At 71.0% G+C, this 11,930-nt stretch carries 10 protein-coding genes; all 10 read left to right on the plus strand.

What is annotated here, in order from left to right; genetic code table 11:
• The first annotated feature begins 33 nt into the window (after nucleotides 1-33).
• Nucleotides 34-984 carry an alpha/beta hydrolase gene (locus ACZ4XX_RS12305; protein WP_468507855.1) on the plus strand — a complete coding sequence of 317 codons (951 nt, stop codon included), beginning with the start codon at nucleotides 34-36 and terminating at the stop codon, nucleotides 982-984.
• Nucleotides 981-2,867 (plus strand): amidohydrolase, encoded by a 1,887-nt coding sequence (locus ACZ4XX_RS12310; protein ID WP_468507856.1) that lies wholly within the window; start codon nucleotides 981-983, stop codon nucleotides 2,865-2,867. The genes ACZ4XX_RS12305 and ACZ4XX_RS12310 overlap by 4 nt, the downstream gene beginning before the upstream one ends.
• A gap of 14 nt (nucleotides 2,868-2,881) precedes the next feature.
• The gene (locus ACZ4XX_RS12315) at nucleotides 2,882-3,622 is read left to right on the plus strand and encodes a GPR1/FUN34/YaaH family transporter (protein WP_468507857.1); all 741 of its coding nucleotides are present in this window, start codon (nucleotides 2,882-2,884) and stop codon (nucleotides 3,620-3,622) included.
• 45 nt (nucleotides 3,623-3,667) lie between these two features.
• A complete protein-coding gene (locus tag ACZ4XX_RS12320) occupies nucleotides 3,668-3,982 on the plus strand; it encodes a GNAT family N-acetyltransferase (RefSeq protein ID WP_468507858.1) in 315 nt (104 codons plus the stop codon).
• Between the two features lie 64 nt (nucleotides 3,983-4,046).
• Nucleotides 4,047-4,772, plus strand: coding sequence for an alpha/beta fold hydrolase (locus ACZ4XX_RS12325; protein ID WP_468507859.1), 726 nt, complete (start codon nucleotides 4,047-4,049; stop codon nucleotides 4,770-4,772).
• 103 nt (nucleotides 4,773-4,875) lie between these two features.
• Nucleotides 4,876-6,207 (plus strand): ABC transporter substrate-binding protein, encoded by a 1,332-nt coding sequence (locus tag ACZ4XX_RS12330; RefSeq protein WP_468507860.1) that lies wholly within the window; start codon nucleotides 4,876-4,878, stop codon nucleotides 6,205-6,207.
• Nucleotides 6,207-7,172 carry a carbohydrate ABC transporter permease gene (locus ACZ4XX_RS12335; RefSeq protein ID WP_468507861.1) on the plus strand — a complete coding sequence of 322 codons (966 nt, stop codon included), beginning with the start codon at nucleotides 6,207-6,209 and terminating at the stop codon, nucleotides 7,170-7,172. The genes ACZ4XX_RS12330 and ACZ4XX_RS12335 overlap by 1 nt, the downstream gene beginning before the upstream one ends.
• On the plus strand, nucleotides 7,169-8,056 hold the full coding sequence (locus tag ACZ4XX_RS12340) for a carbohydrate ABC transporter permease (RefSeq protein ID WP_468507862.1): 888 nt from the start codon (nucleotides 7,169-7,171) through the stop codon (nucleotides 8,054-8,056). The genes ACZ4XX_RS12335 and ACZ4XX_RS12340 overlap by 4 nt, the downstream gene beginning before the upstream one ends.
• Nucleotides 8,053-10,821, plus strand: coding sequence for a helix-turn-helix transcriptional regulator (locus tag ACZ4XX_RS12345; RefSeq protein ID WP_468507863.1), 2,769 nt, complete (start codon nucleotides 8,053-8,055; stop codon nucleotides 10,819-10,821). The genes ACZ4XX_RS12340 and ACZ4XX_RS12345 overlap by 4 nt, the downstream gene beginning before the upstream one ends.
• 133 nt (nucleotides 10,822-10,954) lie before the next feature.
• Complete coding sequence (locus ACZ4XX_RS12350; RefSeq protein ID WP_468507864.1) at nucleotides 10,955-11,791, plus strand: alpha/beta fold hydrolase; 837 nt, start codon at nucleotides 10,955-10,957, stop codon at nucleotides 11,789-11,791.
• The last annotated feature ends 139 nt before the right edge of the window (nucleotides 11,792-11,930 follow it).

The raw sequence follows: 11,930 nt of genomic DNA on the forward strand, positions 1-11,930 counted from the left end.
TCCTCCGGTACATCCCCAGAAGGAGAACCCCTTATGAACCGCCCGATCCTCGAACCCGCCGCCCAGGCCTTCGCCGACGCCACCGCCCAGCCGCCGTTCCTGTACCAGATCCCCGTCGCGGACGGCCGCAAGGCCGTGGACGACGTCCAGAGTGGCGAAGGCGTCCCCCTGCCCGCCGTCGACGAGGAATGGGTCACCGTCCACGGCGGCCCGACCGGTGACGTCCGCGCCCGCATCGTCCGCCCGCACGGCGCCACCGGCCCCCTCCCCGTCATCCTCTACATCCACGGCGCCGGCTGGGTCTTCGGCAACGCCCACACCCACGACCGGCTCGTCCGCGAACTCGCCGTCGGCAGCGGAGCGGCCGTCGTCTTCCCCGAGTACGACCTCTCGCCCGAGGCCCGCTACCCCGTCGCCATCGAGCAGAACTACAGCGTCGCCCAGTGGGTCGCCCGCGAGGGACACCACAAGGACCTCGACGGCACCCGGATCGCCGTCGCGGGCGACTCGGTCGGCGGCAACATGACCGCCGCCCTCACCCTCATGGCCAAGCAGCGCGGCGACGTCACGCTCGTCCAGCAGGTCCTCTTCTACCCGGTGACCGACGCGAGCTTCGACACCGACTCGTACCACGCCTTCGCCGAGGGCTACTTCCTGCGCCGCGACGCCATGAAGTGGTTCTGGGACCAGTACACGACCGAAGAGGCCGAGCGCGCCCAGATCACCGCCTCCCCGCTGCGCGCCACCGCCGAGCAGCTCAGCGGCCTGCCGCCGGCCCTGGTCATCACCGCCGAGGCCGACGTCCTGCGCGATGAGGGCGAGGCGTACGCGGCGAAGCTCCGCGCCGCCGGAGTCCCCGTCACCGCCCTGCGCGTCCAGGGCGTCATCCACGACTTCGTCATGCTGAACGCGCTGCGCGAGACGCGGGGCGCGGAGCTCGCCATCGGTATCGCCACCGACATCCTGCGCAAGGCCCTCGCATGACCGGGCCGTCGACGAGCATGCCGGTGGTGGGCCTCGTCCCCGTTCCGCGTCGGGAGCACGAGCACGCCGACCTCCTCGTCCGCAACGCCAAGGTCTTCACCGGTGACGCCGACCGACCCGAGGCCCGTGCCGTCGCGATCCGCGACGGCAGGGTCGCGGCCCTCGGCGACGACCACGACCTCGCCCACCTCGTCGGGCCGGGCACGAAGGTCGTCGACGCCCTCGGCCGCCGGGCGATCCCCGGCCTCAACGACTCGCACCTGCATGTCATCCGGGGCGGCCTGAACTATGTCCTGGAGCTGCGCTGGGACGGCGTACGAAGCCTTCGACACGCCCTCGCGATGCTGCGCGAGCAGGCCGGCCGCACCCCGAAGGGGCAGTGGATCCGGGTGGTGGGCGGCTGGACCGCCGAGCAGTTCGCCGAGCGCAGGATGCCGACCGTCGCGGAGCTGAACGCCGCCGCCCCCGACACCCCGGTCTTCGTCCTGCACCTCTACCAGTCGGCGCTGATGAACCGTGCCGCGGTCAAGGCGGCCGGGTTCACCCGGGAGACCCCCGACCCCCGGGGCGGGCAGATCGTCCGGGGCCGGGACGGCGAACCCAACGGCGTCCTCCTCGCCGCTCCGAGCGCGCTCATCCTGTACTCCACTCTGGCCAAGGCGCCGGCCCTCGACGAGGCCGACAAGCGGACGTCGACGCGCCACTTCCTGCGCGAGTTGAACCGCTTCGGCCTGACGTCCGCGGTCGACGCCGCCGGCGGCTTCCAGAACTTCCCCGACAACTACGCCACCGTCGTGGACCTCGCCAGGTCGGGGGAGCTGACCCTCCGGATCGCCTACCACCTCTTCCCCCAGACGGCCGGGCAGGAACTCGCCGACCTGAAGCGCTGGACCGAGATGGTCAAGCCCGGGGACGGGGACGAGTGGCTCCGCCTCAACGGCGCGGGAGAGAATCTGACCTGGGCCGCCGCCGACTTCGAGAACTTCTCCGAGCCCCGGCCCGAGCTCGCCGCAGGGTACGAGACCGAGTTCGAGAGCGCCGTACGGCTTCTCCTTGAGAACGGCTGGGGCTTCCGGCTCCACGCGACCTACGACGAGACCATCCGCCGTGACCTGGCCGTCTTCGAGAAGCTCGCGGCCGAAGGGCTCTTCCCCGGCGGCAACCGCTGGCTCTTCGACCACGCGGAGACGGTCTCGGCCGACAGCCTGGACCGAATCGCGGCCCTCGGCGGCGCCGTGTCCGTGCAGAACCGCATGTCCTTCCAGGGCACCGCCTTCCGCGACCGCTACGGCGCCGAGGCCGCCGCCCACACCCCGCCGGTCCGGGCCATGCTCGACCGGGGCCTCACGGTGGCCGCCGGTACGGACGCCACCCGCGTCTCCTCGTACAACCCGTGGGTCGCACTCCACTGGCTGGTCACCGGGCGCACCGTCGGCGGCACCGCGCTCTATCCGGCGGGGAACCTCCTCGACCGGGAGACCGCCCTCGGCCTCTACACCCGGGGCGGGGCGGAGCTCACCGGCGAACAGGACGTCAAGGGAACCCTGCGAGAAGGGTCGTACGGCGACCTCGCGATCCTGTCCGACGACTACCTCACCGTGCCCGAGGACGTCATCCCCGACATCGAGTCCGTCCTCACCGTCGTCGGCGGCCGCATCGTCTACGCGACCGCCGAGTACGAGGGCCTCGACGAGTCCGTCCCGCCGGTGAGCCCCGAGTGGAGCCCCGTGGCTCACTTCGGCGGCTACCAGAGCGGTGCCCGTCAGGCCTCGCTCGTGGCCGAGGCCGTCGCCGAGTCCGAGCAGCACCGCCGGTGGCGCGTCGCCCGCGGCTCCGTCCCCGACACACAGCCGTCGTTCGTCGACCCCTGCTTCGAGCACTGAGAGAGATCCACACGATGAGTACCGCCTCACCCACCGCCGACAGCGGCGACGACGCCCGGGCCACCCCGCCGGACGTCCCCCCGGGACGCCGTTTCGAGCCGGACCTCCGGTCGATGACCCGGATCAACCTGCGCCCGATAGCCTCACCCATGCCGCTCGGCTTCTTCACGATCGCCATCGCGTCCGTGATGACGGGCTGCCTCCAGCTCGGGATCCTCGGCGAGGAGGCCCGGACCGCCGTCGCCCTCACCGTGCTGCCGGCCTTCGTCCTCCAACTCCTGGTCAGTTTCCTGGCCTTCGGCGCCCGTGACGTGATCGCGGCGACCCTGATGGCGGTGTTCGCCGGCAGCTGGCTGCCCTACTCGCTGATCATGCTCAGCGGCGCGGCCGACGGCCTGAGGGTCCTCGGCGTCTTCAACCTGGCACTCCTCTGCTTCGGCGCGCTGATGACCGCCGTGACCGGGCCCAAGCGGGCACTGTGGCTCGTCCTCGCGGTCTCCCTGCCCCGCTGGGCGGCCACCGGCCTCGCGGGCGTCACCGGCGCCGAATGGCTGACGCGCACGTCCGGGGTGCTCGGCCTGCTGGTGGCGGTCGTCGCGATGTACACGGCGTTCGCCCTGATGCTCGAGGACATGCGCAGCGAGCAGGTCCTGCCCATCGGCCGCAGCGGCCCCGCCCACCTCGCCGTGGAAGGCGACCTGTCCGTCCAGCTCCGCAACCTGGAACGCCAGGCGGGCGTGCGCCGCACGCTCTGACCGCACCCACCCACCCCGTCACACCCCGACCGCACAGGAGCACCCATGGAACCGCAGGTGACGGACCGGCCCGACAAGTCCCGGTATGAGATCCTCGCCGGCGACGACGGAACCGAGACCGCGGGCTTCGCCGAGTACCACCTCTCCGAGGGCGAGATCGCCTTCATCCACACCGAGATCGGCAGTCGGTTCACCGGCCGTGGCCTGGGCGGGCTGCTCGCCCGCAGGGTCCTCGACGACGCTCGGGCCCGAGGGCTGCGTGTCCTGCCGTACTGCCCCTTCATCCGGGGCTGGATCGGCAAGCACCCCGACTACGCCGACCTGGTGCCCGAGGCGAGGCGCGCCCGCTTCGGCCTGTGAAGCACCACACGAACACCACACATCCGCCTCCCGCATCCCCCATCACGCACTGAGGAGTTCCCCCATGCCCCGACACGCCCGCCCCACCGTCGTCCTCGTCCACGGCGCTTTCGCCGACGCCTCCAGCTTCGCCCGCGTCATCCCCGAACTGACAGCCGCCGGCATGGAAGTGCTGGCCCCGGCCGTGCCCAACCGCAGCCTCGTCGACGACGCCGCGTACATCGCCTCGGTGATCCGCGCCGTCGAAGGCCCCGTGATCCTGGTCGGGCACTCCTACGGCGGTGCCGTCATCACCCTCGCCGGCGTGGAGGACAACGTCCGCGCACTGGTGTACCTCGCGGGATACGCACTGGAGGAGGGCGAGAGCCTGGGCGAGCTGCAGGGCCGCTTCCCCGACTCCGGTCTCGCCGACGCGCTCGTCTACACCCCGTTCCCGGTGGCCGGCTCCACCGAGACCGGCACCGACGTCTCGGTGGAGATCGAGAAGTTCCCCGCCCTCTTCGCGGCGGACGTCGACCCCGACCTCGCCGCGGTGCTCGCCGTCTCCCAGCGCCCCCTGGCCGCACGTGCCTTCTCGGAGGCGGCGCCTGTCGCGGCGTGGAAGGCCAAGCCCTCGTGGGGCATGGTCGCCTCCTCCGACCGCACGATCAACCCCGATGTGGAGCGCTACGGGTACGAGCGTGCTGGCATGACCACCGTCGAGGTCGACTCCTCCCATCTGGTCATGCTCGCCCAGCCCAAGGCCGTGGCGGAGCTGATACAGGACGCGGCCCGGTCCACCGCCCACTGACCCGATCGTTCTGGTTAGAACGATTAGTCGATATTGTTCGAGCGCTGGTAGCTTCTGATCGCCCCTGAGGACCCTTCGGCGGGCGATCGGAGGAGCTACACCCATGAGGTTCGGCGCGAGGCTCGCGCTCGCCGGCATCGTCCTCGCCGCCCTTGCCACCGCCTGCGGTGTTCCGCAGGGCAGTGGTTCGCAGTCGCACACCGCCGTGGACTGTAGGCCGTACGCCAGGTACGGCGGGCACCCCGGCACCGAGGTCACCGTCTACGCGGAGAACCGGGACCGGGAGGCCGACCTGTTCGAAGAGACCTGGGCGGACTTCGCGGACTGCACGGGAATCGACGTCCAGTACGAGGGCGACGGGGAGTTCGAGGCCCAGATCCAGCTCCGGTTCGACGGCGGGAGTGCGCCGGATGTGGCGTTCTTCCCTCAGCCCGGGCTCCTGGAACGCTTTGCGCGGGCGGGGAGGCTCAAGCCCGCGAGTGCCGGGGTCGTGGCCCTCGCGAAGCAGGGCTGGTCGGCTGACTGGAACAGCTACGCGACCGTGGACGGCACCCTCTACGGCACGCCGCTTGTCGCGAACGTGAAGTCGTTCGTCTGGTACTCGCCGAAGTTCTTCCGCGACAGAGGGCTGAGCGTTCCTCGCACCTGGTCCGAGCTGATGGCCGTGACGGACAAGGTCGCGGCGTCGGGTGTCAAGCCGTGGTGCGCGGGCATCGAGTCCGCCGAGGCGACCGGCTGGCCCGTGACGGACTGGATCGAGGACGTCCTGCTGCGCCAGCAGGGCACGGACGTCTACGACCAGTGGGTCGCCCACAAGATCCCGTTCGACGATCCGCGTGTGATCAAGGCCATGGACACCGTGGGGTCGATTCTCAGGAACGACCGATACGCCAACGGCGGTTTCGGCCCGGCCCGGTCGATGGCGTCGATCTCCTTCCAGGAGGCCGGCACACCGATTCTCTCCGGCGACTGCGCGATGCACCGCCAGGCCTCGTTCTATGCCGGTCTGTGGCCTGAGGGCACCGAGATCGGACCGGACAAGGACGTCTACGCCTTCCTCCTGCCGGGGGCCGACCCGGCCGGCCGGCCCGTACTGGGTGGTGGGGTGTTCACCGCGGCGTTCGCCGACCGTCCCGAAGTGCGGGCCTTCCAGGAGTATCTGGCCTCCGCGGACTTCGCGAACGCGCGTATGAAGAAGGGCCCGTTCGTCTCGGCGAACAGGGGCGTGGATCCGGCGAACGCCGCGACACCTGTCGACAGGCTCTCGATCCAGCTGCTCCAGGATCCCAGGACACAGTTCAGGTTCGACGGTTCGGACCTGATGCCCGCGTCGGTCGGCGCCGGGACGTTCTGGAAGGGAGCCGTCGATTGGATCGGCGGTGCGAACACCCGGCAGGTGGCCGGCTCCATCGAACGGTCCTGGTCGAGCCACTGATGTTGTTCGACGTCGTCGCCCAGCAGCCCAAGCTGCTGTACCTGCTCCAGGGCGTCGCCACCTTCGCGGCGGTGGTCTCCCTGATCCTGCTGGCGCTGCACCGGGGGCCGGAACGGAGGAGGGCCGCGGCCCTGATCCTGCTGACCCCCGCGCTGCTGCTGCTCACGGTCGGTCTTCTCCTTCCCGGTCTGCGCACCCTGGTGCTGTCGTTCACCGACAGCGGGGGAGACGCGTGGGCCGGCTTCGACAACTACGTGTGGATGTTCACCGACCACCGGGCGCTGGACGCGCTGCGCAACACCCTGGTGTGGGTGGTGCTCGTGCCGTTGCTGGCGACCCCGGTCGGTCTGCTCTACGCGGCGGCCGTCGTACGGTCGCGGTTCAGAACGTTCGCGCTGTCCCTCCTCCTGATGCCGATGGCGACCTCCTTCGTCGGCGCGGGTGTCGTCTGGAAGTTCGTCTACGCCTACCGTCCCGCGGAGACCGGGCAGATCGGACTGCTGAACCAGCTCGTCGTCGTGTTCGGCGGCGAACCGAGGCAATGGCTCGTGGACTCTCCCTGGAACGTCCTGTTCCTCATCGTGGTGATGGTGTGGACACAGGCGGGCTTCGCGGCGCTCGTGCTGGCCGGCGCGATCAGGGCCGTTCCCGGAGAGCTGACCGAGGCGGCCCGACTTGACGGCGCGTCCCCCCGGCAGATCTTCTGGCGGATCACCATGCCGTCGATCAGACCCACTCTGCTCGTCGTGGTCCTGGCCCAGGCGATCGGCACCTTCAAGGCCTTCGACATCGTCAAGACCATGACCGGCGGACAGTTCGGCACGGGCGTCATCGCCCACGAGATGTACGACCAGGCCTTCCGCTACGGCGAGACGGGCCGCGGTGCGGCACTCGCCGTGCTCCTCTTCGTCCTCGTCACCCCCTTCGTCGCCCACCAGGTCCGGGCACAGCGGAGGGCAGCGTGAACGGCGTCCGGGAGCGTCTGGCCTCCCGCACCTTCACGTCGATCGCCGTGGTGATCGCGGTCCTCTGGACGACACCGACCCTCGGTCTGCTGCTCTCCTCGTTCCGCCCCGAGGAGGAGATCAAGACGACGGGCTGGTGGACCGTGTTCGGTACGCCGCACCTCACGCTCGACAACTACGGCGAGGTGCTGTCCGGCGGCGGGAACGGGTCGGGGCGGCTCGCGGAGTACTTCATCAACTCCGTCGTCATCACCCTTCCCTCGGTGCTTTTCCCGCTCGTGCTGGCGTTCTTCGCGGCGTACGCCCTGGCGTGGATCGACTTCAGGGGGCGGGACGCGCTCGTCGTCGGCATCTTCGCGCTCCAGGTCGTGCCGCTCCAGATGGCGCTCGTCCCCCTCCTGAAACTGTTCTCCCAGGGCTGGCTGTTCCTGCCCGCGTGGAACCTCACCGGTCCCGCGCGGTTCGGCCACGTCTGGTTCGCCCACACTGTTTTCGCGCTGCCGCTCGCGGTGTTCCTCCTGCACAACTTCCTGGCAGGGCTGCCCCGGGACCTGATCGAGGCCGCCCGCGTCGACGGCGCCTCGCACGGGACGCTGCTGCTCCGGATCGTGCTGCCCCTGGCCCGCCCGGCCCTGGTCACCTTCGCCATCATCCAGTTCATCTGGGTGTGGAACGACCTCCTCGTGGCACTGACGCTGTCGGGCGGAACGGCCGAGACCGCGCCGATGACGGTCAGACTGGCGAGCCTGGCCGGGACGTACGGCAACGAATGGCAGCGGCTCACCGCAGGAGCCTTCGTGGCGGCGTTCGTCCCCCTGCTCGTCTTCATCGCCCTCCGGCGGCACTTCGCAAGGGGACTGCTCGCCGGATCGGTCAAGGGATGATCCCCGACCGGCCTGAGGGAGGAGGCGTCGCGACGCCCGGGAGCGCGGGGCTGAGCCGGCCCGGGCTTCGGGGCCGCGCAGCCGAGCTGGAGCGGCTGCGCGCCCTGGTCGAGGCGGTGCGCGACGGCGAGGGTGGAGCGATCGCGCTGCTCCGGGGCGAGCCCGGGATCGGGAAGACCGTACTGCTGCAGGAGACCGTCTCGATCGCACGGGCTCACGGATTCGTCGTCAGCCATGGACGCGCCGAGGAACTGCACGAGCTGGCACCGCTCGCCTCACTGGCCTCGGGCCTCCTGCACGGTGACCCGCCGCTGCTGTCCAGCACGGACTTCGCGGACCTCGCGGGCCACCACGACCAGCGCATCTGGCTCGTCGAACGGCTGGCCCAGCTGATCGAGGAACGCGCGGCGGGCACGCCCGTACTGATCGCGGTCGACGACGTTCAATGGGCCGATCCGCTGAGCCGGTTCGCCCTGAGCGTCATGCCGGCACGGTTGCTCAGCTCCCCGGTCCTCTGGCTGCTCACGGGTAGGAACGATCCGGAACTGCACGGGCAGGGGCCGCGGACGACGACCTTCCCCCTCCGGCCGCTTTCCGACACGGCTCTGGCCGAGCTGGCACGGGACGTCCTCGGCGGGGACGTACCGGAGCAGGTCGCGCAGCTCCTCGACGGGGCGGGAGGTAACCCCTTCCTCGCATCCGAGATGCTCAGGGGTATCGCGGCGTCGGGCGCGGACGGGCCGGAACCGCCGGAGCGGCTGGTCCTCGGCGTACGCGACCGGCTGGCCACCCTCCGGCCGGACACCCTCCACTTCCTGCGCATCGGCTCTGTTCTCGGCCACGCGTTCACGCTCGCCGACGCCGCGGCCTTGTGCGGCCGGCCCGCTTCCGGACTCAGCGCCGAACTGGACGAGGCGATCTCCGCCGAGCTCCTCCACGACGAGGGCGAACGCCTCCTGTTCCGCCACGACCTGCTCCGCCAGGCGGTGTACGCCGACCTCAGCCCCTCCGTACGCCGGGCGCTGCACCGGGAGGCCGCGAGCCGGCTCGTCGCGGCAGGCCGGAGCTCCGTCGACGCGGTCCCGCATCTGCTGAAGAGCGCCGAACCCGGCGACCAGGAGGCGATCAGACTGCTCGGGACGGCCGCCACGGACGTGATCGCCGTGATGCCCGACCTCGCCGCCGACCTGGCCACACGGGCCCTGGAACTCGTACCGCCGCATGCGCCCATGATGTTCGACGTGGGAGAACGGGCGATCGTCGCGCTGACCCGCGCGGGCCGGTACACCCGGGCGCGGGACACCGGTGACACGCTGCTCGCCCGGCAGCCGCCCCTGGACGTCTTCGCACGTCTGCAGTCCGTACTCGGCGACACGCTGTGGCACCTCGACGACGTCCACGAGCTGACCCGCCGCTCGACGGCGGCGCTGGCAGCTGTCACGGACCCGGTGATCCGCGCCCGGCTGACCGCCCGGCTGGCCATGGCCCGGTCTCGCGGACGCGACCTCGGGGCCGCGCGCGAGACCGGCGAGCGGGCGCTCGCCGAGGCGGAGCGGGCCGGTGACCGGGAGGCGCGCGTCCTCGCGCTGTGGGGCCTCGGCGAGATCGCCCTCAACGCCGGCGACTGCGCCGTCGCCGTCGAACACCACTCGGCGCTGAGCGTGTTCGACACGGCCTTCCTCCCCGAGGAGGCCGTGGCCCGGATCCACACGGACGACTTCGACACCGTACGACGACTGCTCCGGACGGCGGGCGACGATCCACTGCGTCCCGCCATGCTGATCTGGGCCCAGGGAACCCTGAACATGGGTCTCGGCCGGCTCGACGACGCGGACGCCGACTTCGTCACCGCCGAGCGTCTCGAAGCGGACCTCCACGTCCCCGGCAACCTGGTCAACATCCGCGTCAACCGCGGCCTCCTCGCGATGCTGCGCGGCGACCGCGAAGCCGCGCGGGAACACCTGGACGTCGTGCGGGCGACCGTGGCCGAGCGGCCGAATACCGGCAACCACGCTACGCACCAGTACTTCGAGGCCGTCGTGGCCGACGCCGACGGCGACCACGCGGCAGCAGCCGAACTGGTCCGATCCGTGCAGCGTGACCACCCTTTCCTCCGGTGGCGGCTGCTACGCCCCCACGTCGTCCAGGCCGTGCGGATCGCCCTGCGCGGCGGGGACCGGAACCTGGCCGAGGACCTCGCGGCCCAGGCTGCCGAACACGCCACCCGCAACCCTTCCGTGCCGACCGCCCGGGGGACGGCCGCCCACGCGGCCGGTCTGGTGAACGCCGACCACGGACTCCTGGAGCTGTCGGTCCGCATCCTCCTCACCGGCCCCCGGCCGCTGACCCTCGCCGCCGCATCCGCCGACCTCGGGCGCGCTCTTCTTGCGGCAGGCGACGCCGCTGCGACACCCACCCTGACCAGGGCGCACGACATCTACGCCCAGGCGGGGGCCGACGCCGAGGCAGACCGGGTCCAGGCCGATCTGGAACGGGCCACAAGCCGCACCGGCCGACGCTCCGGAGGCCGTCGGCCGCGCCTCGGCCAGGGCTGGGAAGCGCTCACGGCCTCGGAACGCAAGGTGGCCCGGCTGATCGCCGCGGGTCACACCAACCGGTCGGCCGCAGAGGCCCTCGTGGTCTCCCCGCACACGGTCAACACCCATCTGGCGTCGATCTTCCGCAAGCTCTCGGTGCGCTCGAGGGTCCACCTGGCCCGGATCGTGCTGGCGGAGGGCGACGCCGGAACAGCCACCGGCGGCTGAGTGACCTCTGCGCCCCCGTGCCAGCAGTGGTGCGCCGCACGGCAACAGGAGGCGCCGTCCCGGTCCTAGCGTGAGGGCATACCGCGCCGCTTCGACGCGCGGACCAGCCGACCCGAATCGAGGAAGCATCCCCATGCCGCACATCACCGTGGGCCAGGAGAACACCAACCCCATCGAGCTGTACTTCGAGGACCAGGGTGCCGGGCAGCCGGTCGTCCTCATCCACGGCTTTCCGCTCGACGGCCACTCCTGGGAGCGCCAGAGGGCCGCGCTGCTCGATGCCGGCTACCGCGTGATCACGTACGACCGCCGCGGTTTCGGGCAGTCCTCCCAGCCGACCATCGGCTACGACTACGACACCTTCGCGGCCGACCTGAACACCGTGCTGGAGACCCTCGACCTGAAGGACGCCGTCCTGGTCGGTTTCTCCATGGGCACCGGAGAAGTTGCCCGCTACGTGTCCACGTACGGCTCCGCCCGCGTCGCCAAGGTCGCCTTCCTGGCCTCCCTGGAGCCCTGCCTGCTCAAGAGCGACGACAACCCGGCCGGCGTCGCCCCGAAGGAGTTCTTCGACGGCGTCGTCGCCGCCGTCAAGGCCGACCGCTACGCCTACTACACCGCCTTCTTCAACGACTTCTACAACCTCGACGAGAACCTGGGCACCCGCATCAGCGAGGAAGCGGTCCGCAACAGTTGGAACACCGCGGCCCGCGGCGGCTCCTTCGCCGCGTCCGCCGCGCCGTCGACCTGGTACACCGACTTCCGCGCCGACATCCCCGCCGTCGACGTGCCCGCCCTGATCCTGCACGGCACCGCCGACCGCATCCTTCCGGCCGAGGGCACCGCGCGCCCCTTCCACAAGGCGCTCCCGTCGGCCGACTACGTCGAGATCGAGGGCGCCCCGCACGGCCTGCTGTGGACCCACGCCGACGAGGTCAACACCGCCCTGCTCGCCTTCCTGGCGAAGTGACGCCGCACCGTTGCCCCGCCGGGTGACGCCGGAGCCCCCGGCGTCACCCCGGCCCCCGGGTTCCCGTGCGGGGAACAGAAGAGACCCCGAGAAGAGGAAACCCCCCCAATTCCGCAGCCTCCCCCTCCGGGACGTGACC

The sequence above is a fragment of the Streptomyces sp. NPDC029956 genome (genome assembly GCF_055574655.1).

Excerpts from the sequence above, each read along its gene's own strand:
- ACZ4XX_RS12305 (WP_468507855.1), top strand. The coding sequence starts at position 34 with ATGAACCGCCCGATCCTCGAACCCGCCGCCCAGGCCTTCGCCGACGCC.
- ACZ4XX_RS12330 (WP_468507860.1), top strand. The coding sequence starts at position 4,876 with ATGAGGTTCGGCGCGAGGCTCGCGCTCGCCGGCATCGTCCTCGCCGCC.
- ACZ4XX_RS12315 (WP_468507857.1), top strand. The coding sequence starts at position 2,882 with ATGAGTACCGCCTCACCCACCGCCGACAGCGGCGACGACGCCCGGGCC.
- ACZ4XX_RS12335 (WP_468507861.1), top strand. The coding sequence starts at position 6,207 with ATGTTGTTCGACGTCGTCGCCCAGCAGCCCAAGCTGCTGTACCTGCTC.
- ACZ4XX_RS12345 (WP_468507863.1), top strand. The coding sequence starts at position 8,053 with ATGATCCCCGACCGGCCTGAGGGAGGAGGCGTCGCGACGCCCGGGAGC.
- ACZ4XX_RS12320 (WP_468507858.1), top strand. The coding sequence starts at position 3,668 with ATGGAACCGCAGGTGACGGACCGGCCCGACAAGTCCCGGTATGAGATC.
- ACZ4XX_RS12325 (WP_468507859.1), top strand. The coding sequence starts at position 4,047 with ATGCCCCGACACGCCCGCCCCACCGTCGTCCTCGTCCACGGCGCTTTC.
- ACZ4XX_RS12310 (WP_468507856.1), top strand. The coding sequence starts at position 981 with ATGACCGGGCCGTCGACGAGCATGCCGGTGGTGGGCCTCGTCCCCGTT.
- ACZ4XX_RS12350 (WP_468507864.1), top strand. The coding sequence starts at position 10,955 with ATGCCGCACATCACCGTGGGCCAGGAGAACACCAACCCCATCGAGCTG.